Origin of the sequence: Pseudomonas beijingensis (assembly GCF_030687295.1) — a bacterium.
Taxonomy (GTDB): Bacteria; Pseudomonadota; Gammaproteobacteria; order Pseudomonadales; family Pseudomonadaceae; genus Aquipseudomonas; species Aquipseudomonas beijingensis.
This window is the reverse complement of record NZ_CP117425.1, coordinates 1,471,623-1,496,287: the sequence shown is the minus strand read 5'-3', so window position 1 is coordinate 1,496,287 and position 24,665 is coordinate 1,471,623. Positions and strand designations below refer to the sequence as shown.

21 protein-coding genes are annotated in these 24,665 nt (G+C 61.7%); 4 read left to right on the top strand and 17 right to left on the bottom strand.

The genetic code is table 11. The features are described from left to right. The first annotated feature begins 21 nt into the window (after nucleotides 1-21). Nucleotides 22-468 carry a hypothetical protein gene (locus tag PSH84_RS06920; protein WP_003197008.1) on the top strand — a complete coding sequence of 149 codons (447 nt, stop codon included), beginning with the start codon at nucleotides 22-24 and terminating at the stop codon, nucleotides 466-468. A 511-nt stretch (nucleotides 469-979) separates the two neighbouring features. Here the strand turns inward: PSH84_RS06920 and PSH84_RS06915 are convergent. Continuing rightward, a complete protein-coding gene (locus PSH84_RS06915) occupies nucleotides 980-1,513 on the bottom strand; it encodes a hypothetical protein (protein WP_305482444.1) in 534 nt (177 codons plus the stop codon). A gap of 389 nt (nucleotides 1,514-1,902) precedes the next feature. On the opposite strand from PSH84_RS06915, the gene PSH84_RS06910 reads away from it, so the two are divergent. After that, nucleotides 1,903-2,880 (top strand): alpha/beta fold hydrolase, encoded by a 978-nt coding sequence (locus PSH84_RS06910; RefSeq protein ID WP_305482443.1) that lies wholly within the window; start codon nucleotides 1,903-1,905, stop codon nucleotides 2,878-2,880. 291 nt (nucleotides 2,881-3,171) lie between these two features. After that, nucleotides 3,172-7,263: a dermonecrotic toxin domain-containing protein gene (locus PSH84_RS06905; protein WP_305482442.1), complete on the top strand. Its 4,092-nt coding sequence runs from the start codon at nucleotides 3,172-3,174 to the stop codon at nucleotides 7,261-7,263. 259 nt (nucleotides 7,264-7,522) lie between these two features. Here PSH84_RS06905 and PSH84_RS06900 read toward each other — a convergent pair whose 3' ends face one another. Beyond that, nucleotides 7,523-8,425, bottom strand: a complete 903-nt coding sequence (locus tag PSH84_RS06900) for a LysR family transcriptional regulator (RefSeq protein ID WP_122565325.1) — start codon at nucleotides 8,423-8,425, stop codon at nucleotides 7,523-7,525. Nucleotides 8,426-8,565: 140 nt separating this feature from the next. Between PSH84_RS06900 and PSH84_RS06895 the strand changes: the two genes are divergently transcribed. Continuing rightward, a complete protein-coding gene (locus PSH84_RS06895; RefSeq protein WP_305471136.1) occupies nucleotides 8,566-9,819 on the top strand; it encodes an MFS transporter in 1,254 nt (417 codons plus the stop codon). Between the two features lie 284 nt (nucleotides 9,820-10,103). On the opposite strand, the gene PSH84_RS06890 is transcribed toward PSH84_RS06895, so the two are convergent. The 15 genes from PSH84_RS06890 to PSH84_RS06820 all read right to left on the bottom strand — a co-directional run bounded on the left by PSH84_RS06890 (nucleotide 10,104) and on the right by PSH84_RS06820 (nucleotide 24,649). After that, on the bottom strand, nucleotides 10,104-10,559 hold the full coding sequence (locus tag PSH84_RS06890) for a type II secretion system protein M (RefSeq protein WP_305482441.1): 456 nt from the start codon (nucleotides 10,557-10,559) through the stop codon (nucleotides 10,104-10,106). After that, a complete protein-coding gene (gspL, locus tag PSH84_RS06885; RefSeq protein ID WP_305482440.1) occupies nucleotides 10,559-11,662 on the bottom strand; it encodes a type II secretion system protein GspL in 1,104 nt (367 codons plus the stop codon). Before gspL ends, PSH84_RS06890 begins: the two co-directional genes overlap by 1 nt. Beyond that, nucleotides 11,662-12,507, bottom strand: a complete 846-nt coding sequence (locus PSH84_RS06880; protein WP_305482439.1) for a type II secretion system protein GspK — start codon at nucleotides 12,505-12,507, stop codon at nucleotides 11,662-11,664. The genes gspL and PSH84_RS06880 overlap by 1 nt, the downstream gene beginning before the upstream one ends. After that, the gene (locus PSH84_RS06875) at nucleotides 12,504-13,037 is read right to left on the bottom strand and encodes a type II secretion system protein GspJ (RefSeq protein ID WP_305482438.1); all 534 of its coding nucleotides are present in this window, start codon (nucleotides 13,035-13,037) and stop codon (nucleotides 12,504-12,506) included. The genes PSH84_RS06880 and PSH84_RS06875 overlap by 4 nt, the downstream gene beginning before the upstream one ends. Then, nucleotides 13,030-13,416, bottom strand: a complete 387-nt coding sequence (gene gspI, locus PSH84_RS06870; protein ID WP_305482437.1) for a type II secretion system minor pseudopilin GspI — start codon at nucleotides 13,414-13,416, stop codon at nucleotides 13,030-13,032. The genes PSH84_RS06875 and gspI overlap by 8 nt, the downstream gene beginning before the upstream one ends. Further along, a complete protein-coding gene (gspH, locus tag PSH84_RS06865; RefSeq protein WP_305482436.1) occupies nucleotides 13,409-13,876 on the bottom strand; it encodes a type II secretion system minor pseudopilin GspH in 468 nt (155 codons plus the stop codon). The genes gspI and gspH overlap by 8 nt, the downstream gene beginning before the upstream one ends. 2 nt (nucleotides 13,877-13,878) lie before the next feature. Then, nucleotides 13,879-14,337: a type II secretion system major pseudopilin GspG gene (gspG, locus tag PSH84_RS06860; protein ID WP_305469371.1), complete on the bottom strand. Its 459-nt coding sequence runs from the start codon at nucleotides 14,335-14,337 to the stop codon at nucleotides 13,879-13,881. Nucleotides 14,338-14,340: 3 nt separating this feature from the next. Next, nucleotides 14,341-15,549, bottom strand: a complete 1,209-nt coding sequence (gene gspF / locus PSH84_RS06855) for a type II secretion system inner membrane protein GspF (RefSeq protein ID WP_305482435.1) — start codon at nucleotides 15,547-15,549, stop codon at nucleotides 14,341-14,343. Between the two features lie 4 nt (nucleotides 15,550-15,553). Beyond that, on the bottom strand, nucleotides 15,554-17,026 hold the full coding sequence (gene gspE, locus PSH84_RS06850; RefSeq protein ID WP_305482434.1) for a type II secretion system ATPase GspE: 1,473 nt from the start codon (nucleotides 17,024-17,026) through the stop codon (nucleotides 15,554-15,556). Then, nucleotides 17,023-18,945 carry a type II secretion system secretin GspD gene (gene gspD, locus PSH84_RS06845; protein ID WP_305482433.1) on the bottom strand — a complete coding sequence of 641 codons (1,923 nt, stop codon included), beginning with the start codon at nucleotides 18,943-18,945 and terminating at the stop codon, nucleotides 17,023-17,025. The genes gspE and gspD overlap by 4 nt, the downstream gene beginning before the upstream one ends. An 8-nt stretch (nucleotides 18,946-18,953) precedes the next feature. Continuing rightward, on the bottom strand, nucleotides 18,954-19,481 hold the full coding sequence (locus PSH84_RS06840; protein WP_305482432.1) for a type II secretion system protein N: 528 nt from the start codon (nucleotides 19,479-19,481) through the stop codon (nucleotides 18,954-18,956). Next, nucleotides 19,478-20,020, bottom strand: a complete 543-nt coding sequence (locus tag PSH84_RS06835) for a cytochrome b (protein WP_305482431.1) — start codon at nucleotides 20,018-20,020, stop codon at nucleotides 19,478-19,480. The genes PSH84_RS06840 and PSH84_RS06835 overlap by 4 nt, the downstream gene beginning before the upstream one ends. A 66-nt stretch (nucleotides 20,021-20,086) precedes the next feature. Next, nucleotides 20,087-21,553, bottom strand: a complete 1,467-nt coding sequence (gene gbpA / locus PSH84_RS06830; protein WP_305482430.1) for an N-acetylglucosamine-binding protein GbpA — start codon at nucleotides 21,551-21,553, stop codon at nucleotides 20,087-20,089. 342 nt (nucleotides 21,554-21,895) lie between these two features. Continuing rightward, on the bottom strand, nucleotides 21,896-22,963 hold the full coding sequence (gene hemE, locus PSH84_RS06825) for a uroporphyrinogen decarboxylase (protein ID WP_305482429.1): 1,068 nt from the start codon (nucleotides 22,961-22,963) through the stop codon (nucleotides 21,896-21,898). A 267-nt stretch (nucleotides 22,964-23,230) separates the two neighbouring features. Next, the gene (locus PSH84_RS06820; RefSeq protein WP_003196992.1) at nucleotides 23,231-24,649 is read right to left on the bottom strand and encodes an FAD-dependent oxidoreductase; all 1,419 of its coding nucleotides are present in this window, start codon (nucleotides 24,647-24,649) and stop codon (nucleotides 23,231-23,233) included. Nucleotides 24,650-24,665: the final 16 nt, after the last annotated feature.

Sequence of the window (24,665 nt, the reverse complement as noted above, 5' to 3'; positions counted from 1 at the left end):
CCCTCGTCAAGGAGACTCATGATGTCGTTGAAGAAAATCGCCGTGACCGCCGCGCTGTTGCTCAGCACCCTGCCAAGCCTCAGCCAGGCCCGTGATACCGCGCTGTTCCTGCCGTTTGACAAGGTTGTCGCCGAAGCCATCCGCACCGGCAAGATCGACGGCAGCGTGAAATTCTACCTGGCCGGCAACAAACCGGCGGGCAACGTCACCGTGGTCAGCCCCGGCGCCGTGACCAACAAGAAAACCAATGCCTTCAACAAGTCCGATGAAGTGGCCTGCGAATGGGTGCTGCAATCAGCCCTGATCAGCCTGCACCAGGCCGCCAAGAACGCCGGCGCCAACGCTGTCACCAATATCGTCAGCTTCTACAAGAGCAACGAACGCAAAGACCCCACCACCTACGAATGCCACGCGGGCGCGATCATGGCTGGCGTTGCGTTGAAGGGGGATTTGGCGAAGGTGCAATAAAAAGCGCCCTTTGGAAAATTAACGAAACCCTGGCGATTAATACCCGTCAGTTACACACCCCTCCGGTGGGAGCGAGCTTGCTCGCGATAGCGGTAGGTCAGTACCGGTGATGTTGGCTGTACTGCCGTCATCGCGAGCAAGCTCGCTCCCACAGGGTTTGGTGGTGTGACCAGCTATTGCCAACACCCTTGACCCACTGTGGGAGCGAGCTTGCTCGCGATAGCGGTAGGTCAGTACCGGTGATGCTGGCTGTACTGCCGTCATCGCGAGCAAGCTCGCTCCCACAGGGTTTGGTGGTGCGACCAGCTATTGCCAACACCCTTGACCCACTGTGGGAGCGAGCCTGCTCGCGATAGCGGTGGGTCAGTACCGGTGATGCTGGCGGTGCTGTCGTCATCGCGAGCAAGCTCGCCCCCACAGGGTTTGGTGGTGTGACCAGGTATTCGTGTGCCAAGCACGAACCTTGTGGCGAGGGAGCTTGCTCCCGCTGGGCTGCGCAGCAGCCCCTCGTTCATTGGATGTCCTCCCTCATCGCATTCGAGTGCAAACGATGAACCTCGGCCAGCCTAAGCGCAGGCAAAAAATCCTCCGCCATCGGCACGCCCTCACGCACGATGATCATGAATCGTCGCTGAAGCGTATTGATAATCTCGTCGCCATTGCTCAAGCGACTGCCGACCAGCGCGATGTTGCTATTGGCTTTCCCGGCGCCGGTGATGATCCGTGCCGTGCTGCCATCGGCATACACCACCTGGTCGCCTGTCTGCGCGGCGCGTACTTTCCAGCCATTATCCAAGGTGAACGTCAACGACGATGACACCTGCTGGATCGTTCCGCCGTTACGCGTCTGGCTGCCCTCGGTGGCCACCCGATAAATAGCGATGGGTGGATGAGCTTCGACGAATGCTTTTTGTCGATTAACGAATGCCGCGACTTCTTCGCCGTAACCTTCCAGTTGGCGTGGCTCCAAGTACAAGTCATCCAAATGACGGAGAGATTCACGGGAAATTTCGTTGGTGTAAGGGGCATCCAAAGATGAGTGCATTTCCAGGGACCTTATTCATGGGCTTCAGGCTGCGCCCCTTGCCGCTGGGAAGGAGCACTGAGCCGGACGATTTGCAATGATGAATAAGACGTTGCAGCGCTGGCGAGTCGCAAGCCCAGCGGCGTGGTATCTGGAGCGAATAGGAAGTGTCGTAACCAGAAAAGCGCGTTTTCCTACAGTCCAGGCGCCTGACGCAACATCCATCCTTCCGCCCTTTTTCTGCCGCCCTCAATCGAAGCCGCACTTTTTGCCTGTTGTCGGAACTGTCAACTCTGACAGTAGCAAAAGTGCTCGGAATAGCTTCAGGCTTCCAGACGTCGACGCTCGATCAAACCGTTCGACCTTATGAGCTGTGATTCGCAGCCCATAAAATTACTTTGGCTCCAAACATGGATAAAAAATTGATAAACACAATAGCCTGGTCGGGCCGCCCCCCCATGTCCCTCAAACAGCACGACACATTGCCTTCAACGGAACCAAACAGCGTTGTTGTCGACGGCGCGACATTTACACATGCCTACGTATCCGTGAACGGTATTCGCCTCCACTACCTCATGGGCGGTGATGGCAAACAACCGGTCCTGCTGGTGCATGGGTTTCCAGGCAGTTGGCGTAGCTGGGAGCCATTGATGGGCGCGTTGGTGCATGCCGGTTTTACCCCCATCGTTCCTGATTATCGCGGCGCTGGCGAAACGGATATTTCAGTCGGTGGCTACGACAAAAAAAGCATGGCCCATGATCTGCACGAACTGGTCACCCTCTTGAACATCAAGCAGGTCGATATCATTGGCCATGACATGGGCTTGATCATTGCCTACGCCTACGGGGCGCTTTATCCGGCTGAAACCGGGCGCATGGTGTTGATGGATGGATTTATTCCGGGCATTCCCGGATGGGAAGTTGCCTATAACGGAGATGCAGCAGCCGGCATAACCAGCAAATGGCACTTTCGTTTCTTTGGCAAAGCGGCCCTGGCCCTGATTCAAGGACAAGAGAAAACCTACCTGGACATGTTCTTCGATGACTTCGTGCTCGCGCGCAACGCTAAAGTCAGTCACGAGGTGCGACAGGCGCTGGTGCAAGACTACTCCCGGCCTGGACGCATGGAGGCGGCCTTCAAGCTCTATTCCGCCTGGGTAGAGCAGGATGCAAATGACAACCTGGAATTTTCCAAGAACAAATTGACTGCTCCACTGCTCACCATCGGCGGGGACCACTCGAGAGGAAAGACCTTGGCCGAACAGGCCTTGCACATTGCGACGCAACCGCACTCATTGATATTGGTAGATACCGGGCATTGGGTGCTGGAGGAACAAACGCAGGCAACCCGCGAGGCGATTCTGGCGTTTTTCACAATCACTCAATGACCCAAGGGCGCCTAATGCCGGCGGTTAAGCGCAATCCCTGTGGGAGCGGGCTTGCTCGCGAAGACGGCGGGACCGTCAACATTGAGGTTGTCTGACACACCGCTTTCGCGAGCAAGCCCGCTCCCACAGGTTCTGCGACTAACTGACAGACATTGCCGAGTGCCCCACGTCCTAGCCGCTCATTGATTGCTCTTACCCTATCGCCCCTCCCTGCATGCGGTAGCTATGTACCACCCACCCAAACTTTTATTGAATAGGTTGTGCTGCCAACATTCCTCCAGGAAGAAAGCAGTGGAACACACCCCCTTAACAACGTCTCATGACTTACTGTCGGCCGACAGCGCCGTGGTGGCGGATGCCCCGCTGGTCAGCCAGCTCAAGGTTTCGCAACAACACATGATTCGCCTGAACAACACCATCCCACGGCCTTCCCATGTAATGAGGCAACACCTGGATTATTGGTTCAGGAGAACCTTCCCTGCCTTGGCCGGCAATGTGACGGTGCACGAGCTGTCCGTGCGCACACTGCGAGAAGAGGCGATCCCGCCTGCACAGCGCACAGCCGATGGCCCGGCGACCCGTAAGACGGTGACGGACATCCTCTTCCTGGAGACGCTTTTGCTGCAAGCCGTCGCCGGCAGGATCGATCCAGGCGCGGTGCTCCGTGACCTGGACAACATCGAGATTGTCACCCGCCGGGACAGCACCACCGCAGCGCCCGTCGCCCTGAACGAGCGCGCCGTAAAAACTGAAATCAAGCGGCTGATCAGCACCATGCCGGCGCTTTATGAACGCCTGCTCACCCACGCGTTGGATGCGTTCTGGCACACACCGGCCGACTTCAGCCAGGACCGCAACGTCGGCGACTGGCTAGCGGATGAACTGGCCAGGCAACTCAAGGCCCAGGCCGATCTACATTGGCTGGACATGGCATTGAGCCCGCAGATGCATCAGGCTCTGACCGACTATGCACTGTCGGCACCGGACGCGGCGTCTCGTGCACTGTTGGCGGAACGGGTCCGGCCCGGGGTCTTCAGCCTGGAGATTACACCCCAGCGGTGGAGCCTCAGCGTACCGGTGTCGGGCGCCGTGGCCTTGTCGCGATATGACAACGCCAGCGATTCGGGAAGCGCCGCGCTGTACCGTCCGGGCCAGCCGTTGCAACTGTATGACACGCTGGCGGCGCTCAAGGCCGACCTGGTGCAAGACGGCGACGCAGGGGATGAAGTCGACACCGAGCCTGTCACCGAGCACTTCTTCGCGCGTCTGGTCACGGAGCTACGGGCGGGGCAGAAAACCGCCGTGCGCAATGCCGTGCTGGACGGTCCCGCAGCGTCGGAAGAAATCACCGCCTGGATGAACAGGATCGACGTGGCGTCAGACATCGGCCACAAACTGGACCTGACGAACGCCATGGCCGAGCGCGAATTGCGGCTAAATCTGAAGAGACTCAATGACTGGCTGCACGGCAACCCGCACGTCACCGCCAGTGATCGCCTGGCGTGGTGGGCGGCGACCCAGGCTCTGCACAACACCCTGACGGATCTGCCCCCGCCGCCGGATCCGGTGACGCTGGCCACCCCGGACGCCCTCCGGGAGCGGACCCGTCAGCTGCTCGCCGACGTCATCGAGGCGAAATACCCGCCGGTCGACCCTGAGGACGTGTCCCTGAGCATCAGAAAAACCGTGGTCGATCCCCACGCTCCGACGGGTAGCTCGCCGTTTGGCTCCGGGGTTTCGCAAGGCAGCGTGAGGGGAATCGTCGATGACCGTCGCTCCCTGACGCAGTGGGCGATGTCCAACCTGACCCACGACGAACGCAATGCCCCTCACCCAACCGTGGAAGGGCCGCTGAGCTTCGCGCAAATTGTGGAAGTCATTGAAAGGGCGAACATCGGCGCTCGGCTTCCGACCGAGCTGCAACGTGTGACCCGGAAAGGCCAGGCGCAGTGGATGGTCCTGAAAGGGCAACAGATGCGCGCCCAAGTGTGGGCTGCCCATATTTCGGGAGACTTGAGGCACGACCGGGACAATACCGGCTTGAAGCTGGTGCTGGCCGCGCTGGACGGCCCGACCGCGGCGACGCGCGACAAGGTCAATGGGCACGAGGTGGTGGTCCGTCAACTGCAATGGGGTGACAGCGTGCTGAAGGAGTTGCTGGCGTTTGGGGTGAAGAGGACGGCGAGCCGCCCCTCGTTGACGCTGTACACACCCGGCGCTCCCGACGGCAAGACGTTCAGGGAAGTGGATGCGCCAAGCGCGCGGGCGTTGGAAATAACCTTGGCGCAAACACTCACCGCCACATCGGAGATGATCCGTTGGCTCATTTCGCACCTGCCGCTGCTCGAACAGGCCAAGCAACTTGCCAGCCTGGTGCCGACTTCGGAGGATCTTACGCGCGAGGAAAAAATCAAGAAAGTCACACAGTCTGTCTTCGCGTGGGCCAAGGACCGGGCACAGGATGATTTCGCGAAGACCATCGCTTCGCCCGTGGTCGAGGGGGATTTGTTCAAAGCCTTGCACGAGACGCAAATCGCCCATGGGATCAAGGCGGTGGAAATGTTGACGGTAACCCATGCCGAGCGCGACAGCGCCTCCGCGCAGGAGGGACGCCGCAGCGCCGTCATGCTGCTGACGGGTGCGATGTCGATGTTCCCGGTCGGTCGGCTGGGCGGTCTATTGGGGCGTGCGATCCTGCCGACCATGACCGCGGGCGCCGCGGTATCGGCGATAGACATCGAGGGCGGCAGTCTCCATCAGTGGACCCATGATTTTATCGCTGGGTTGGGGGAGGTCCTGGCCGAGGCCGGGCAGGACTTGATCATGGCCCGCGCCGGCCGCCGTCGGAGCCAGGCACGCCCGGCGCTATCGACCCTGCCCCGAATGCCGGACCCGAACCTGGAACCGTTCGCTCTCAAGCGCTTTGACGGCAAGGGGTTGGTGCCCGAGGGGCGCAACCGCTACAGCGACGCCAGCGGACAGGAGTATCTGAAGTTGGGCAAGGATTACTACAAGACGCAGATGCAGGGCGGCGAAAGAATTATCTACGCGCCAAACAACCGCACGCACCAACGAACGGTGACTTGGGAGAACGGTCAATGGAAAGTTGAAGAACCGCTATGGTTGCGCGGTGGCGGCCCTGTACACAGCCTGTTCGGCTGGACCCCGGAAACCCCACGACAGACAACACTCAACGCGTTGATAGAGGGCGTGCTGGTCAAGAATCGCTATCGCTACGCCGATGCGGCCACTACAGCAGAGCGTATTTTCCATTCGATGCCCGATGAACTGGCCGAACGCATCCTTCGCGAAAGTATGGCGGAGATAGACGCGCCCGATATAGAAACTTATCGCTCGCGGATATCCGACCTGAGTCAGGGATACCTGACTTTTTCGACTCAATATGAAACGGCGTATGGCAACCTGCTGGACAAGATGAAAACCTGGAGCATCGTCACCCTCAGTAGCACTTCCATAGAAAGGAAAGTACGCGGCGTGCAAATTACCGTCACTCAAAAAATAAAAATTTATGACACGGTACTGACCCACAAAAACCAGTTCTTCAGCAGCGACCGGATTCAGGTCAATACAACAGTCATCACCGATTACATTACCGGTGCCGTATTCCTGGCCTACACCCCCAGACAAGGAAAAAAAAAGCTAGCCATAGAAAAAATAGCGAGAGACACCGTGCAGATGATAAAAGCCGCCGATGCGCAAATGAAAGCCAAAGCAACGAGCTTATTTCCAGGGGATGAGCCGGATGCCGTCGCCGCCAGAAGGGAATACACGACCTCAGTCGAATACTATAACGAGTTGATTGACGTCCTCAGGGAAGAGAAAGTACGCCGGCATAAACCCGGATTGCTGACAGAAATAAGGAATCATCGAATACCCTACCTGATCGCCAACAGAGGCAAGACACAACGAAACATGACGTTGGTCTCTGGGGAGGATATTAAAAAGTTTACGAATACCCTCTCTCACTATGAACCCTTCGATATCGAAATCGTAACCCAGGCACGCACACATAAAGTGACCGGCACCCAACCTGCCACCACCGCTCCAGCCTTACCCGAGCCGACACCCGCGCCGGACAAGTTCAGGGTAGACATCGGCCCACTGGCTGAAGCACAGATGTCATACGCCAACTTTCCCGAGACAGCCCAGGCGAAGATGCTGGAAATCATGGATGACATCCGCGCCGGCAGGGTGACGACCAAGCGAATCAATCGGTATTACTGGTTCGACATGGCCCGTCTGGCCCCCGGCGGCGGCCGAGGCGCATGGCGCGCCGCGTTTGAACGCCAGGGCGATACCTGGACGCTGCAAGGGTTTTATGACTATCACGTCAACGGGCCTGCGACGGTCTGGGGGGATTGAGATAAAAGACCACTACTCTCTGAAAAACGCCGGGACATCTCAGCCGCCTCGATGCTAGCTGAGATTGCAGTGCGAACACTGGAAACCAAAATGTGGGAGCGAGCTTGCTCGCGATGGCAGCCTCTCAGCCGATTAAGTATTGACTGATCCAACGCCATCGCGAGCAAGCTCGCTCCCACAGGACTTTCTTCGTCCCCGGCAATTTCTATTCAGGCTGAAGCCGGCGTTGCGGGTCAGGCAAGTATCCTCCGCGCCGACACTAACCACTGGATAACTCCACCCCATCGGTCAACAACGCCACAAACGCCGCCGCCATCGGCGAACGCTGATCCTTGCGCTGTACCAGCCACACCGCCGACACCGCCGCCGGGTCGAGCAGCGGTCGATAGACCACCCCGTCGATACGCATGCGCTGGTAGGACGCCGGCAGTACCGAGACGCCCAGCCCCGCCGCGACCAAGCCAATGATGGTCATGGCTTCGCCGGCCTCCTGGGCGAAATGCGGGCTGAAGCCGGCGTCACGGGCCAGGCTCAGGAGTTGGGCGTAGAGGCCGCTGCCGTAGCTGCGGGGGAAAAACACGAACGGTTCCTGGGCCAAGGCCGAGAGAAAAAGGCCGTCTTCATTGCCCTGGGCCAGGGGATGCTTGGCGCTGAGCACGGCCACCAGCGGTTCGCGGCTGAGTTCGATTTCCGTCAAGGTGTCCGGCAGCGGCAAGGGTCGCATGATGCCCACCTCGATCACTTCGTCGAGCAGTGCGTCGGCCACTTGGGTGCTGCTCATTTCCCGCAGGTTCAGGTGCACCGCAGGGAAGCGTTGCCGGAATGCAAAAATCGCCTGGGGAATGGTGGAATTGAACGGTGCCGAGGAGGTGAAGCCGATTTTCAGCTCGCCCAGTTCCCCCAGTTGCGCACGGCGGGCCACGTCGGCGGCCTTGTCGACCTGGACCAACACCCGTCGCGCTTCTTCAAGGAACAACCGCCCGGCTTCGCTCAATTCGACCCGACGATTGGTCCGCTCGAACAACCGTGCGCCAATCTCCTGTTCCAGTGCCTGGATCTGCTGGCTCAACGGCGGCTGGGAGATGCCCAGGGCCAGCGCGGCGCGGCCGAAATGCAGTTCTTCGGCAACGGCGATGAAGTAACGCAAGTGACGCAGTTCCATGGGCCATCCAATAGGTCGTTAAACGTCTTAAACAGGTCGAATAATATATTGGATAGAAACATTAGCGGGCTATATGCTTTTTTCATTGCCTGCCTGATCGTGCCCTTGCGAGGTCCACCGTGAAAACTGCCGTCGCTCCCCTGGCCCATGAAATCCCACCTCCTGCCGATAATGTCGGCGCCGAACGGAACGACATCTACATCGAAAAAGGCACCCCGCTGTTCATGCGTACGGTGATGGCGCTGTTCTGCGGTGGCTTTGCGACCTTCGCCCTGTTGTATTGCGTGCAACCGATGATGCCGCTGCTATCCAGGGAGTTTTCCATCAACGCGGCGCAGAGCAGCCTGATCCTGTCGGTGGCGACCGGCCTGCTCGCCATCGGTCTGTTGATCACGGGCCCGATTTCCGACCGCATCGGCCGCAAATCGGTGATGGTCACGGCGCTGTTCGCCGCCTCGATGTGCACGATTGCCAGCGCGATGATGCCGACCTGGGAAGGCGTCCTGCTGCTGCGCGCCTTGGTGGGGCTGTCGTTGAGCGGGTTGGCAGCGGTGGCGATGACGTACCTGAGCGAAGAGATTCACCCCAAGCACATCGGCCTGGCGATGGGGTTGTATATCGCTGGCAACGCCATTGGCGGCATGTGCGGACGCCTGATCACCGGCGTCTTGATCGACTTCGTCAGCTGGCACACCGCGATGCTGGTGATTGGCGGCCTGGCACTGATCGCGGCGGCGGTGTTCTGGCGGATCCTTCCCGAGTCACGCAACTTCCGTCCCCGTTCGCTGCACCCACGCAGCCTGCTGGATGGTTTCACCCTGCACTTTCGCGATGCCGGGTTGCCGCTGCTGTTTCTCGAAGCCTTCGTGCTGATGGGCGCGTTCGTGACGCTGTTCAACTACATCGGCTACCGCCTGCTGGCCGAGCCCTATCACCTGGACCAGGCCTTCGTCGGGTTGCTGTCGGTGGTGTACCTGTCGGGCATCTACAGCTCGGCCAAAGTCGGCGCACTGGCGGACAAACTCGGTCGTCGCAAAATGCTCTGGGCAACCATCGCGCTGATGCTGGCCGGCCTCGTGCTGACCATGGCCACGCCGCTGTGGCTGGTAATCCTGGGCATGCTGGTGTTCACCTTCGGCTTCTTCGGCGCCCACTCGGTCGCCAGCAGTTGGATCGGACGCCGCGCCCTCAAGGCCAAGGGCCAGGCCTCGTCGCTTTATCTGTTCAGCTACTACGCCGGATCCAGCGTGGCAGGTACGGCGGGCGGCGTGGCGTGGCACCTGGGCGGCTGGAACGGGATCGGCCTGTTCATCGGTGGCTTGTTGGTGATTGCGTTGTGGGTGGCGGTGAAGCTGGCGAAATTGCCGTTGTTGCCGGGGAATGTGCAGGTCTAGTCATCGTGCAAGCCCGGTCCAAACTTGAGCCTGACCACGTACTTTGTGGCGAGGGCGCTTGCTCCGGCTGGGTGGCGCAGCCGCCCCAAAACCAGACACCGCGATGCAACAGGTGAACCCTGCAAACCGATTTACGACTGCTGCGCAGCCGAGCGGGAGCAAGCTCCCTCGCCACAGAGGCCTGTGCACCCCAAGACCCTGTGTGCCCTCTGGGGAAGCATGTCGCTGACACACTCCCACCATCCCACAAAGGCCTCTCATTCCCTGGTCAAAACCGCTGCGTGTCATTGACGCAAAACCACCCGCGCGCCCAACACACCATTCTCCACTTCCAGCGTCAGCGACCGCAGCACCGCGCCCTCTCGCTCTTGTTGATCCAACCAACGAAGCAACGCACTCGCATCACCACTGACGGCGAGTCGCAACGAGTCGCCGTCGACCTCCATTTCAGCCATGTCCAACCCCGCCGCTGTCGCACTTTCATTGACGCGCACCGACAAGGGCCCTGTGGCGGCAGTCATATCCCGGGTAGGTTCCGCGCGCTGGATCCGGGCACTCAGTTCAACCTGCTGACGATGCTGTCGTTCGGCAACCTCCAACCGCTGCCGGGTTGGTTGCCAAATCACCGTGTAGGCCAGCGCCACCGACAACGCCCCGGCAAGCCCCAGCAACATCCCTTGTTCTCGGCGCGACAGGCTTCCCCAAGTCTGTTTCAAGACCCGCCATCCACTAACGTTCATCAACTGCTCTCCAGTGTGAGGATGGCCTGCACGCGGTTGCTCTGCTTACTGGCGCTGCCCAGGGTGACGGGCAATCCGTTTTGCTGCCCGCGCTCACGCAACTGTTCAAGCTCGACGAAACTGTTCGCCGTCAGCTGGATTTTCCAACCTTCGCCTTCGCGAAAATCGATGCGCTGCACCTCGACATTGCTGGCACCAATGACCTGCTCGGTCAGACGGGTCAGACGCGCGACCTGGGTGTCGTGGCTTTGCCCGCGCCGACTCTGCAATGCCTGGAACTGCGCCGCCAGGTCGACGATCCGCTCCTGCCCGGGATACAGCGACCTGAACCGCTGCTCACTCTGGGCATACAAACGCCGGGTTTCGCTTTCAAGAAAACGCACACGGGCTTCGCTGAAGACCCAGGTGAGCAGCAACATGCCCAGTGCCACCGCCGAAACGCCACGCCATGGCAACGGTCGGCGGCGTCGCCGGAACTCCCCTTGCAACAGGTCGATGGGACGCCCATCCGCGTTCAGCAGCCATTCATCGATACCCAGGCAATCGCGCTCTTCGTCCAGCCAGTGAATGTCCTCGGGCAAACCGGGCTTCAGCGCCGTCAAGGCCCGCGCCGACAACGCCACCCGCGCAGGCAACCCTCCACCCAACAACCAACGCCCGAACCAGCGCACGCCCAATGCCTGGTCCTCAGCAAGCAGGTCGGCATCGACATGCACCGCCCGCGTATCGATGCCATGCTCGGCCAGCAACGCCAACAGTGCCTGGAACCGCGCCCGCTCCGTCACCATCAGCGGATAGCGGTGCTGACGGTCCCGCGGGCCGATGCCGATGTGCAGCGCCTCCAGGTTTTCACTCAGTTGTTCTTCGATGGCGAATGCCAGGGCCTGGGGCCGGGGCTGGCGTCGAGAGGGCCACGGATCGCTGCGCAACCAACTGCACATTTCCATCGGCAACAGCACATCGACGGGCCGTCCGCTCAACTCGCCGGCCGCCTCATGCAACGGCAAGCGACGACGCTCGCCGGTGGGCGACCACACGCAGCATGGCCAGTTGGCGCAAGACGCGGCCAGGCCCTCTGCTGTCAGGTAAAGCCAGGTTTTCATCAAGGAAGCTCACTGGGGCTGAAGGGTAAGAAACGTCGCTGACGAACCGTCCAGCGTCCACTGACAGAATCAAGCTCGATATCCGAGGCCAGGCGCAGACGGCTGTCGGCATGAATCACGCTCACGGTGATACGAAACCAGCGACTGCCCACCCCCAGCCCATGGCTGTTGAGGCCCACGCCGGACAGCAACGGGTCGTTGGTAAACGCCTGCGCGCTGGCATAGGGCGCGTGGCGACGCTGGTTGACCAACGCCTGGGCAGGCCCGGCTTCCATGCCATCGAGGGTCATCAGCACGCGCTGTGGAGCGGTATTGACGTTCAGCCGCGCATCCTTGGGCAGCAACACCACCCAGGGCTCCAGGCGCCGCAACGTCTGGCCGTCGATGCCCGGTAACAGGCGCAGTTGACTCAACTCCTGCACCGGCCCCACCTGGGGCAACACCATCGGCGGCAGATCCAGCAGGGCCAGCAGGCGGGTCCAGCGACCGAGGGTAACCTGGTCGATTTGACCCAGGGCCAGCAGCCCATTGAGATTCAGGCGCCCGGACAAATCCTCGATACCGATGTGCAGCTCGGCACCATCCACTTCCAACACGGGTTCGAGCCGGGCCCAATCCTGGCTCAGGTCAACGGGCCCGGATGGCGTTATCCCACTGTTTTCCAACACCACCCGCGCCCAGTCTTCCCCAGCCAATCCCAATTGCCGCAACTGGACCTGTTGCAGTTGCTGCGCGCTGCTGTGCAACAACAGGCGATGACTGCGCAACAGCCCACCGACCAGCAGCAAGGCCAGGCTCAGCACCAGCAGCACGCTGATCAACGCCACGCCGCGGTGGCGCTTCATGGCAACGCCTCCGGCAACAGCAGCACTCGACGGATTTGTTCGAAACGCCCCGCCGACACGATCAACTCCAACGCCAGCGGCGCGGTGCCGCTCGCGGTTTCGCGGTGCCAGCCCCGTTGCCGGTCGAACACGCGCCAGCTCAGGGAATGGACGTCGTCGAGCAATTTCTGCCGCTGCACAAGCGTCATGCCTTCGCCGACACTCTCGCGCCATAACACGCCGGCCTTGAGTCGATAGCTCACCGTTTGCCGTTCGCTGCGAGGCTGGTCCAGCGGGTTGCGCCAATGACTGCGCTGCAACTGCAAATGCCCGGGGGCGAGCGCGACCGAGTCGACAACCGCCTGCCACACATCTCGTTCGATCACGCCGACAGCACGCTGCAAGGCCCTGATGTCGCGTTCATGCTGACCGGCTCCCTGCTGGGTCCGCACGACCCCATCGAACAACCGCCAACTGGCCAGGCCGAGCAAGGCAAAAATGGCGATGGCGATGACCAGCTCCAACAAAGTGAAACCCGATTGCTTATTCATGGCGGTTGCGGATCCACCCGATGGTGCGGTGCGCGACGGTCGCGCTGTCGACGCGGCTGACCTGGATCTCGACCTGCAACAGGCGCCCATCACGGGCCGGGGCGATGCGCTGTTGCAAAACCCAATCGCGTCGATCCAGGTGCCGGTTCAGTCGCTGTTGCCCGGGCGGCGTGACGGCTTGCAGGCGCAGTTCGCTCAGTTGATTGTCCGCCAACCAGGCGCCGAACAGACGATCCTCAAGCCCCGCGCTTTGCTTGAGCACGAACTGGCTGGCCGAAAGCACGGCCGCCGCCAGCGTCGCGAAAATCGCCAGGGCGATCATGACTTCCAACAGCGTGAAACCCTGGCATCCGGCGGCCTGCCTGCGCGCGTTACTCATCGATCAGCGGCTCCGCCAGACCATCGCTGGACACCCGGGCAATCGTCTGCCCAGCGACGTTGATGAGCAGCCTGAACGGGCTGATCTCGTCACTGCTGAGTATCAGCAACTGGGGTGGGCCTTGAACGTGATCGAGGCGCAGGACATGGCCGTCCTGCTCCAAGCCAAGCATCAGCCCCTTGGGCAATCGATGCGACGCCGACACCACCGTCCAGTCCTGGGCTTCGAGCCGCAACGCCTGATAACCGTCAGGCTGAACGCGCACACCGTATTCCTGCCCGTCCAACACCGCCCGCTCACGTAACTGCTGCACCACCGCGACGAAGTCCCGGGCCTGCTGCCGCGCCTCACGCGCCGGGCTCGCCCCCGTGGCGAAGTGGACCATGCCCGCCAGGATGCCGATCAAGACGATAACGACCATCAGTTCCAGCAAGGTGAAGCCCCGGCAACGACGCTGCATGTTCACTCGGCCCAATTACCGATGTCGGCCGCCATCCCTTCACCACCCGACACGCCGTCGGCGCCCAGGGAATAGAGGTCATAGCTGCCATCGACGGACTTGTGCCCGGGATTGAGGTACTGGTAGGGCGTGCCCCAAGGGTCGACCGGCACGCTTTTCAGATAACCCTGGGGGTTCCAGTTCCTGGCCGCGGGCGTGCCGGACGGGCGCTTGCTCAACGCCTCCAGCCCTTGTTGGGTCGAGGGGTACTGGAAGTTGTCGAGGCGGTACATTTCCAGGGCCGTGGCGATCGCCTGGAGATCGGTGCGGGCGGCCGTGACCTTGGCCTGGTCGGGTCGGTTCATGAACTGCGGCACCACGATGGCGCCCAGCACCCCAATGATGACCACCACCACCATGATTTCAATCAGGGTAAAGCCGCGTTGTTGATGGCGTGCAGGTCGGTTGCTTTGGAGTTTCATCGGTCAATTCACCAATTGGTTGAGGCTCAGGATCGGTAGGAGGATGGCCATGACGATCAGCAGCACGACGCCGCCCATCAGCACCAACATGGCCGGTTCGAAAAGGCTCACCACCAGCGCGATGCGCGCCGCGAGGCTGGTTTCTTGTTGTTCGGCGGCCCGGGCCAACATGTTTTCGAGTTCGCCGACCCGTTCGCCGCTGGCGATCATGTGCAGCATCAGCGGCGGGATATCACCGCCCTGCTCCAGGCCACGGGTCAGGGTTCCGCCCTCGCGGACCGAACGGGCGACGTCGGCCATGCGGGCGCGGATCGTCAGGTTGCCAATCACCTGCGCGGCGATATGCAGGGCGTCCACCAGGGGCACCGCGCTTTTGCTCAGGATCGCCAAGGTGCTGGCGAATCGCGCCGCTTCCATCGCCCGCAGCACTTCGCCCAGCAGCGGCAGCCGCAGCAGCAAACGGTGCCAGCGCAGGCGCCAGGCCGGTTGGCGCAGGCTCCAGCGCCACAGCCCGAACAGCCCGGCCAGGGCACCGAGCAGCAGCAGGCCATGGCGGCGCAAGCCATCGCTCACAGCGATCAGCGCCTGGGTCAGCCAGGGCAACGGCTGACCGCTGTCGATGAAAATCTTCACCACGTCCGGCACCACGTAGCCCAGCAGGAAGGCGACAATCGCGACGCAGGCCAGCATCAGGATCAGTGGGTACACCAACGCCAATTGAATGCGCTGGCGCGAGGCCTGGCGCGCCTGGGTGTAGCTCGCCAGCTGTTCCAATACCTGCCCCAGGTGACCGGATTGCTCACCCGCCGCGACCGTGGCGCAGAACAGCTCGGGGAACGCCTGGGGAAAGTCCCTCAGTGCCGTCGCCAGCGCGTGGCCCTCCATCACCCGGCTGCGCACCGCCGCCAGCAGGTGGGCAACACGGCGCTTCTGGCTCTGTTGCGCCACCGCCCCCAGCGATTCCTCAAGGGGCAGGCCGGCCTGGATCAGGGTGGACAGTTGCAACGTCAGCAATGCCAGATCAGCCGGGCTCAAACGCCCCCCAGCCTGGCGCCCACCCAGGGTTCGCGGTTCCCTGGCTTCAGCCAGTTCGCTGGGCAGCAAGCCGCGCTCGCGCAGCAATTGCCGAGCATGGCGGGGGCTATCGGCCTCCACGCGGCCCTTGCAGCGTCGGCCCTGGAGGTCTTCGGCCCGATAGTCGAAGGTCGGCATGGCGCTAATCCTCTTGGGTGATGCGCAGCAGTTCATCGACACTGGTCAGGCCTTCCAGCACTCGGTGACGACCGTCCTGGAACAGGCTGCGGGAGGTTTTGCGCGCCTCCGCGGCCAGCGCCTGCTCGGTGGCGCCCTGGTGAATCAGCTGCGACAGGGCAGCGCTGACACTCACCAGCTCATAGATGCCGAAGCGTCCGCGATAACCTTTTTGGCATTGCTCGCAGCCTTGGGCCTTGAACAACCGGGGGGCGGCCGCGGCGTCGAGGCCCAAGCGCCGGCAGGTGGCAGCGTCGGCCACATACGGCGTCTTGCAGGACGGACACAGACGGCGCAACAACCGTTGGGCGACGATGCCGGCCAGGGACGACGCCAGCAGATACGCATCCACGCCCATGTCCACCAGCCGCGTGACCGCGCCGACGGCGGTGTTGGTGTGCAGGGTCGACAGCACCAAGTGCCCGGTCAGCGACGCCTGGACGGCGATTTCGGCGGTTTCGCGGTCGCGTATTTCGCCGACCATCACCACGTCCGGGTCCTGGCGCAAAATGGCCCGCAAACCGCGGGCGAAGGTCATGTCGACTTTCGGGTTGACCGGCATCTGGCCGATGCCCGGCAGGTGATATTCGATGGGGTCTTCGACGGTGAGAATATTGCGGCTCTGGTCATTGATACTGCTCAGCGCCGCGTACAGGCTGGTGGTTTTCCCCGACCCCGTGGGCCCTGTCACCAACACGATGCCGTGGGGCTTGCCGAGCAACTGGCGCAGGCTCGCCAGGGTGTCGTCGGGCAGGCCCAGGCGTTGCAGATCCAGGCGCCCGGCCTGCTTGTCGAGCAGGCGCAACACCACCCGCTCGCCATGGGCCGACGGCAGGGTCGAAACCCGCACATCGACCTCGTGGCCGGCCAGGCGCAACGCCATCCGGCCGTCCTGGGGCACACGTTTTTCGGCGATGTCCAGGCGCGCCATGACCTTGATCCGCGACACCAACAGGTTCGCCAGTTCCCGGCGCGGACGGAGCATTTCCTGCAACTGACCGTCGATGCGCATGCGCACCGACAGGTATTGCTCGAACGTTTCCAGGTGCACATCCGAGGCGTGTTCGCGGACCGCCTCGCTGAGCAGGGCATTGATCAGGCGGATGATCGGCGCATCGCCCTGCTGTTCCAGCAGGTCGGTGGTCTGCGGCATCTGGTCGGCCAGGCTGAGCAGGTCCAACTCCTCGTCCAAGCCTTGGGCCACCTGTTCGGCGGCGCTCTGGCCCTGGCGATAGACACTGGCCAGGCGCGCAGCGAACGGCGCTGGTTCCAACACCTGGATCGGCAAGTCCCGCCCACACAGGCGCCGCACTTCGGCCACGGCCGTCAGCGGCGTATCGCGCCGTATGACCAGACTCAAGGTTGGCCCAACACCTTCCAGGAGCACGCCCAGGCGCCTGGCGAAACCAAACGGCAATGGGGCCTGCGGGTCAGTCACAGGGCACCCGAACGCTGCTGCGGATCGGTCGTCGATGCATCCGTGGATGACTCGAACAACTGGCGGGCATCCCGGGGCAACAGCAGCGAATTGTTTTTCCGCGAGCCGGGTTTGCTCAGCTCCCGGAGCGCGTCGTAGCGCTGGCGGCTGACCTCGGCCAGGTCTTCATTGCTGCGCACGATGGTCGGACGCAGGAACACCATCAGGTTGCTTTTGGTCTGGATGTCGCGGTTCCAACGAAACAACGCGCCCAGGTACGGAATGCTGCGCAGCAGCGGCACGCCGCTTTGCTGGGTGCGGACACTGTCGCGGATCAGGCCGCCGATCACGATGATCTCGCCATCGTCTGCCAGGATCGTGCTCTTCAAGGCGCGCTTGTTGGTGATCAGGTCGGAGGAATCCACACCGGAGACCGACGGCGCGATGTCCGAAACCTCTTGCTCGACTTCCAGGCGCAAGGTCGAGCCTTCGTTGATGTAGGGCTTGACCTTGAGGCTGATGCCGACGTCCTTGCGCTCCACGGTGGTGAACGGATTATCCGCGCCGTTGCCGCTGGTGGCGTAGGAACCCGTCTTGAACGGGACGTTCTGGCCCACGATGATTTCCGCTTCCTGGTTATCCAGGGTCAGCAGGCTGGGGGTGGACAGCAGGTTGCTGTGGGTATCGCTCGCCAGCGCGGAGACCAGCGCACTGAAGCGATCGCCGCCCAGCCGCAGGAAGGCGCCTTCGGTCTTTTTATCCAGCTTGTCGAGGTCCAACCCGATGATCGGGATGTCGGTTCCCGGAAAGTTGACGGCCCCTGTCGCGCTGCCACTCTTGAGCCCCCACTGCACCCCCAGCGCTTCGGAGATGTCCCCGGTGACCTCGACGATGGCCGCATGAATGAGCACCTGGGCTCGGGGCTGGTCCAATTCGCGGACGATGTTTTCAATGGTGCGGACCTGGGCCGGTTCGGCGATCAAGACCAAGGCATTCTGGCTTTCATCGGCCTTGATCATGAACGGGCTGGCGCTGGCACTTTCCCGCAGGCCAGCCAGGGCCGGCGTGGTTTTCTTGTCCTGCCCGACTGCCTCCAGCACCTCCGCCAGTTGCTTGGCATCGCTATGGCGCAGGCGGATGACCCGGGCGTTGTCCTGGGAGGCGGCGGCCGGGACATCCAGGCTCCGCGCCAGATCGACCAGGCGCTGGCGCACCGCCGGGGCGCCAATGATCACCAGCCGATTGCTGCGGGCATCGGCGATCACCACACCCGCCGTATCCCCCTCGCGCTTACCGCCGGAGGCTTCCATCAGCGGCGCGATGTCCACGGCCAAGGCGTGCTGCAGGCGCACTACCACATGATTGCGGTTACGCCCTGAGTCCAGCTGCTGCACCACCCCGGCGATGCGGTGGACATTGGCGGCGGTGTCGGTAACCACCAAGGCATTGGACGATACCGAAGGGCCGACGTAACCATTGGCCGACACCAGGGGCCGGACCAACCCGGCGACATCGGCCGCGATACTCGATTGCAGGTCGAGCACCCGGGTGACGAACTGCGACGGGGTGGCGCTGTGTTCGTCGGCGATACCGGCGCGCGTCTTCGCATCGCTGACCGGCGTGATCAAGATCCGCTCGCCCTCGTCGATCACGGTGAAGTTATGCGCATCGAGTACCGAATATAACAACCGCCGCACGCCTTCGCGGTCCAGGGCCTCACGGGACATGACGGTGATGCGCCCCGACACCCGGGGATCGAGCACCACGGTCTTGCCCAGGATCGCGGAGAACTCCTCGACCACGTCGCGCAGTTCCGCGTTGTTCATCGCCAGTTGCCATTGGGTTTCCTCGGCGTGCAGCGAACCGGAGAGCACCAGCGGGCACGACGCGGCGAGGCAGAACAGGACGCGCGAAACACGGCCCCGGATAAAGCTGTTCATGAATTCAATCACTCTGATTGCCCGGCCACCGGGCGTAGGTATTGCGAGGAATGAAGCGCGGCATGACGCCCGTCTTCGAGACCCAACCGGCGCAACAACGGCTTGGCCGCGGGTTGCAGGGCCAACCGCTCTTCCCGTCCATTGCGCCACAACGTCACATGGCTGGCCTCGACCCGACGCAGCACGCTGCCACCGGGCAGGCGCTCGCCCACCTGGTAAATGCGCGGGCCGGCGGCGTCCGCCAGCAAGGCCCGCGACAGACCTTGGTCGGCAACAAAACTGGCTTGCAACGTAATGGGTTCGGCGCTCGGTGCCTGGGCACCTTCAGGCGCCAGGCCGAGCACGGTCGTCACCGCTTGGACGTTGGGTCGGTCGCGAACCGGCGCCGCTGGCGAGTCGGTCACCACCGGCACGTCACGGCCCAATGCCTGGCGAAAACGCCACTCTTGCCCGGCCAGGAATACTCCGTAGAGCAGCGGAACGAGCGCCAAGACCAGCGTCGGCAAACGGCTGCCGACCCGAAACGAGCGGCTCACCTTTGCGCTCTCTGACGCATGCTTGCAGGCTTGGCGAAGGACATCCGCCGCACCACCCGGCGTCCTGAAAACTCATGCCAGAGCACCGCGCACAGATGCAGCGCGACCAGCATCGCAAGCACCATGCAAGACAAGGTGTGGACGGTGTTGGCCAGTTCGATCAACACCGGATCAGCCAAGGGCTGGGGGAATCGAACGAGGCCGAAGACACTGATGGCGCTTTTCATCATCAGCACGCCGCTCACCAGCACGACGCCGATGACCAGGTAGATCAGCGTATGCACCGCCAAGGCCAGCCTTTTGTTCAATGTAAGCGCCGCCCCACGGGGCTCCAGCTCGCAAACGAACAGCCAGGCCCGCCATACGAAAAACGGAATGAACAGCGTGGTCAGCGACACATTGAGTGAGCCGACCCACTGTTCGGTCGAAGCTGACACCGGGTTGAACGCCACATAAAAACCGGACGCCAACGCCCATAAAATAATGACCGCCGACACCCAGTGCAGCAGCACCCGTCGCCTGGAGTAATGAATAGACATCACTGCGTTCTCGTCTGAAGGCCCCAGGCAAGCCAATGGATCGCCTGGGGCCATGCCTGTCAGGACTTACAGCTTGTTCCAAGCTTCAGTCCAGGAGGCACCGACACCCGGCTCGAAACCGTTCGACGTCGGGCTGTACTGCTTGCAGTAGCCAGACGCAGGGAACGGCTTGCATTCGAAGACTTCGTCAGTCTTGGGCTGCAGCACTTTCGTGCCGGCGGTGTAGTCGCTGACGCCTTCAGGGAACACGAAGTCGTACTCGATGCCGACGCCCTCACCGGTCAGGGTGACCGTCTGGGTCTCCTGGCGCGTGGTGCGGCCGTCTTCGGTGGTGCCTACCAGCGTCAGGGTGTGCGCGCCAGGGGCGGCGCCGCGCACGTCCAGGCTCAGGCCGGTATTGCCTTCACCTACGGTCTGCACGATACCCACCTGCTTGTTCTTCTCATCGAACAACGTGGCTTCGAGGTTCATCCTGCGGTTTGTCTGCGCGGTAAACGCCATGCTGACCCGGCCTTTGTCGAGTACGTACTCTGGCTGCAGGGAGGACAGTTCCATGCTGGCGTTGGCGTCTTCGCGCATGTCCAGTTGCACTTCATAGCGGGTCACACCGCTTTCTTTCTGGGCATACAGGCTGTTGGCGCCCTTGACTGGCGTGATGTTGTCATTTTCGTCACGAATACCGGCACGAATGAGCGGATAGGCGCTGTTGAGGGCCTCGGCCAGTTTGAACGACCAGTTTTCAGCCTTGCCTTCCTCAGCGTTGTCGATGCTGATTTCCACGCTGTACTCGGCATTTTCGCCGGTGGCGGAGAATGCCCGGGCCTTGACCTTGTCGCCCACCAGCAATGGGGTCGATGGCGCAATGCTGCCCACCGGGGACCAGCCGCCCGGCAATGCGGATTCGGCGAGGATGTTTACGTCGACTGGGTTGTAGAAGGCGTTATCGGTGTCGGCCACCGTCCAGACCGCGAGGACGACGTGATGGCCCGTCTTGCTGTCGGGAATGACGCAGTTGTGCGGGGCACCTGCTACCGGGACTTGACTACCGCCATCCACCGTGCAGAACGGCGTGCTGTCGAACGAGGCACGCTTGAGCACTTCGTTTGGATTCCAACCATCGCGGGTAATGAAGTATTCGTGTTTTGTCGCTGGGTGCGCCGCGGAGTATTTCCACTGAAAGGTGATGTTGCGGTCATTGATTTCAGTCAGATGCCAGCGCGTGGCCGACTGTGCATCAAGCGCAGAAAAGTTGGCTTTGCCGCCGCTGGGAATTTTACCGTCGATAGGACCTTGCAGCGGCCCACCGCCGGCTCCATTCGGAAAGCCCTTGAAGGTTTCGCCGGTACTCTGCGGTTCGTATTGCGCGCCGCCGCAGTTCAGGTTGACACCTTTCTGACACAACAGTGCACGAGAAGGTGGCACTTCGACGAAGCCATGGGCCAGCACACTTTGCGATGCCGCCATGGCCGACAACAGAACTAATGAGGACGCACACCCCGTTAATACATTGCTCTTGTTGAAGTTATTTTTCATATAAGTTCCAGACTAGTCATCAAAATGAAAGACGGATCACCGCCCTCTTGAAAGGTGCGCCAGACCGCTCAACGCTTGCCCTTTCAAGTGCCAGGAACCTTATAGAAAGTCGAACATTCTCTATGTAGGATAAATCTCTCAACATAGAAGGAATGATCTCTGAATCGATTTCCCCTACATAACTAGAGAAACATCTTACGAACAGAAATAACTAATCAACCAAAGACAAACAAACACATCCGAAAGAAACAATCGGCTGTTTTAGATCGGATCATTAAACGAGCGGACATTAAAAAGCCCGTCCGGCACAGGTCCGGACAGGCTGGGTGGCAAGGGCCGCAATCAGACGTGATATTGCGCCGACAGCTCATGCACCGCCCGCAGGAAGGCGCCGGCGTGTTCCGGGTCGACTTCCGGGGTGATCCCATGGCCGAGGTTGAACACGTGGCCGCTGCCACTGCCGTAGCTGGCCAGGATGCGCCCGACTTCAGCGCGGATGGCTTCGGGCTTGGCGTAAAGCACGGTCGGGTCCATGTTGCCTTGCAGGGCGACCTTCTGGCCGACACGCTGGCGGGCGTTACCAATGTCGCAGGTCCAGTCCAGGCCCAAGGCGTCGGCACCGGCCTCGGCGATGCTTTCCAGCCACAGGCCGCCGTTCTTGGTGAACAGGATCACCGGGACCTTGCGCCCCTCGTGTTCGCGGATCAGGCCGCTGACGATCTTGCGCATGTAGGCCAGGGAAAATTCCTGGTATGCCGCCGCCGACAGGTTGCCGCCCCAGGTATCGAAGATCTGCACCGCTTGCGCACCAGCCAGGATCTGGCCGTTGAGGTAGGACGTGACCGACTGGGCCAACTTGTCCAGCAACAGGTGCATGGCTTGCGGGTTGTCGTAGAGCATCGCCTTGGTCTTGCGGAAGTCCTTCGACGAGCCGCCTTCGACCATGTAGGTCGCGAGCGTCCACGGGCTGCCGGAGAAACCGATCAGTGGCACGCGGCCGTTGAGCTCACGGCGAATGGTACTGACCGCGTCCATGACGTAGCCCAGATCCTTCTGCGGATCGGGAATCGGCAGGGCCTCGATGTCGGCCAGGGTGCTGACGACTTTCTTGAAGCGCGGGCCTTCGCCGGTCTCGAAGTACAAGCCTTGGCCCATGGCGTCGGGAATGGTGAGAATGTCGGAGAACAGGATCGCCGCGTCCAACTGCGGATAACGGTCCAACGGCTGCATCGTGACTTCGCAAGCGAACTGCGGGTTCATGCACAGGCTCATGAAGTCACCGGCCTTGGCGCGGCTGGCGCGGTACTCCGGCAGATAGCGACCGGCTTGGCGCATCATCCATACGGGGGTGACGTCCACGGGTTGCTTGAGCAGGGCGCGAAGGAAACGGTCGTTCTTCAGGGCAGTCATGTCGGCATCCGGAAAAAAAGTGCGGGCATTTTCTCAGAGCGCGACGCAAAAGGCACGGCAAGAGCCGTGCCTTTTATCTATCGGGGCAATTTGTCGCGGTATCAGGCAACACAAAAAACCACTGTGGGAGCAGTTTTGTGGGAGCAAGGCTTGCCCGCGATGAAAACACTGCGGTCTCTTGGGTACCGAAGCGCTGAATCGCGAGCAAGCTTTGCTCCCACAAAGCTCGCTCCCACAGGGGTATTGCATTGCAACTCTGGATCGAGGTCAGACTTGCAGATAATCCAGAATCCCTTCCGCCGCATTGCGGCCTTCGAAGATCGCCGTCACCACCAGGTCGGAACCCCGGACCATGTCGCCACCGGCGAAGATCTTCGGGTTGCTGGTCTGGTGCTTGTACTGGCCCTGCTCCGGGGCCACGACGCGGCCCTGGCTGTCGGTCTGGATGCTGAACTGCTCGAACCACGGGGCCGGGCTCGGGCGGAAGCCGAAGGCGATGACCACGGCGTCGGCCGGGATGATCTCTTCGGAACCCGGGATCGGCTCGGGGCTACGACGGCCGCGGGCGTCCGGTTCGCCGAGACGGGTCTCGACCACCTTCACGCCTTCGACCTTGTCTTCACCGACAATGGCGATCGGCTGGCGGTTGTAGAGGAACTTCACGCCTTCTTCCTTGGCGTTCTTCACCTCTTTGCGCGAGCCGGGCATGTTCGCTTCGTCGCGACGGTAGGCGCAGGTCACCGACTTGGCGCCCTGGCGAATCGACGTGCGGTTGCAGTCCATCGCCGTGTCGCCACCGCCGAGCACCACGACCTTCTTGCCTTTCATGTCGACGAAATCTTCCGGCGACTTTTCAAAGCCCAGGTTGCGGTTGACGTTGGCGATCAGGAAGTCGAGTGCGTCGTACACACCCGGCAGGTCCTCACCGGCAAAGCCGCCCTTCATGTAGGTGTAGGTGCCCATGCCCATGAAGACCGCATCGTATTCTTCGAGCAGTTGCTCCATGGTCACGTCCTTGCCCACCTCGGTGTTCAGGCGGAACTCGATGCCCATGCCGGTGAAGACTTCGCGACGATTGCTCAGTACGGTTTTTTCCAGCTTGAACTCGGGAATGCCGAAGGTCAGCAGGCCGCCGATTTCCGGGTTCTTGTCGAACACTACCGGGGTCACGCCACCGCGCACCAGCACGTCGGCACAGCCCAGGCCCGCCGGGCCGGCACCGATGATCGCCACGCGCTTGCCGGTCGGCTTGACCTTGGACATGTCCGGGCGCCAGCCCATGGCGAACGCAGTGTCGGTGATGTACTTCTCCACCGAACCGATGGTCACCGCGCCAAAACCGTCGTTGAGGGTGCAGGCACCTTCACACAGGCGATCCTGCGGGCACACCCGGCCGCAGACTTCCGGCAGGGTGTTGGTCTGGTGGGACAGCTCGGCGGCCTGGAGGATGTTGCCCTCGGCCACCAGCTTCAGCCAGTTGGGAATGAAGTTGTGCACAGGGCACTTCCATTCGCAGTACGGGTTACCACAACCCAGGCAGCGGTGGGCCTGGTCGGCCGACTGCTGGGGTTTGAACGGCTCGTAGATTTCCACGAACTCTTTCTTGCGTTGACGCAACAGTTTCTTCTTCGGATCCTTGCGCCCGACATCGATGAACTGGAAGTCGTTATTCAGACGTTCAGCCATTGTTAAAACCTCATCA

What these genes read in the sequence shown, in the direction of transcription:
- gspG (WP_305469371.1), bottom strand. Translation starts at nt 14,337, where the DNA reads ATGAAACTCCAAAGCAACCGACCTGCACGCCATCAACAACGCGGCTTT.
- PSH84_RS06820 (WP_003196992.1), bottom strand. Translation starts at nt 24,649, where the DNA reads ATGGCTGAACGTCTGAATAACGACTTCCAGTTCATCGATGTCGGGCGC.
- PSH84_RS06920 (WP_003197008.1), top strand. Translation starts at nt 22, where the DNA reads ATGTCGTTGAAGAAAATCGCCGTGACCGCCGCGCTGTTGCTCAGCACC.
- PSH84_RS06875 (WP_305482438.1), bottom strand. Translation starts at nt 13,037, where the DNA reads ATGAATAAGCAATCGGGTTTCACTTTGTTGGAGCTGGTCATCGCCATC.
- gspD (WP_305482433.1), bottom strand. Translation starts at nt 18,945, where the DNA reads ATGAACAGCTTTATCCGGGGCCGTGTTTCGCGCGTCCTGTTCTGCCTC.
- gspL (WP_305482440.1), bottom strand. Translation starts at nt 11,662, where the DNA reads ATGAAAACCTGGCTTTACCTGACAGCAGAGGGCCTGGCCGCGTCTTGC.
- gspF (WP_305482435.1), bottom strand. Translation starts at nt 15,549, where the DNA reads ATGCCGACCTTCGACTATCGGGCCGAAGACCTCCAGGGCCGACGCTGC.
- gspI (WP_305482437.1), bottom strand. Translation starts at nt 13,416, where the DNA reads ATGAGTAACGCGCGCAGGCAGGCCGCCGGATGCCAGGGTTTCACGCTG.
- PSH84_RS06915 (WP_305482444.1), bottom strand. Translation starts at nt 1,513, where the DNA reads ATGCACTCATCTTTGGATGCCCCTTACACCAACGAAATTTCCCGTGAA.
- PSH84_RS06880 (WP_305482439.1), bottom strand. Translation starts at nt 12,507, where the DNA reads ATGAAGCGCCACCGCGGCGTGGCGTTGATCAGCGTGCTGCTGGTGCTG.
- PSH84_RS06900 (WP_122565325.1), bottom strand. Translation starts at nt 8,425, where the DNA reads ATGGAACTGCGTCACTTGCGTTACTTCATCGCCGTTGCCGAAGAACTG.
- PSH84_RS06910 (WP_305482443.1), top strand. Translation starts at nt 1,903, where the DNA reads ATGGATAAAAAATTGATAAACACAATAGCCTGGTCGGGCCGCCCCCCC.
- PSH84_RS06890 (WP_305482441.1), bottom strand. Translation starts at nt 10,559, where the DNA reads ATGAACGTTAGTGGATGGCGGGTCTTGAAACAGACTTGGGGAAGCCTG.
- PSH84_RS06835 (WP_305482431.1), bottom strand. Translation starts at nt 20,020, where the DNA reads ATGTCTATTCATTACTCCAGGCGACGGGTGCTGCTGCACTGGGTGTCG.
- hemE (WP_305482429.1), bottom strand. Translation starts at nt 22,963, where the DNA reads ATGACTGCCCTGAAGAACGACCGTTTCCTTCGCGCCCTGCTCAAGCAA.
- gbpA (WP_305482430.1), bottom strand. Translation starts at nt 21,553, where the DNA reads ATGAAAAATAACTTCAACAAGAGCAATGTATTAACGGGGTGTGCGTCC.
- gspH (WP_305482436.1), bottom strand. Translation starts at nt 13,876, where the DNA reads ATGCAGCGTCGTTGCCGGGGCTTCACCTTGCTGGAACTGATGGTCGTT.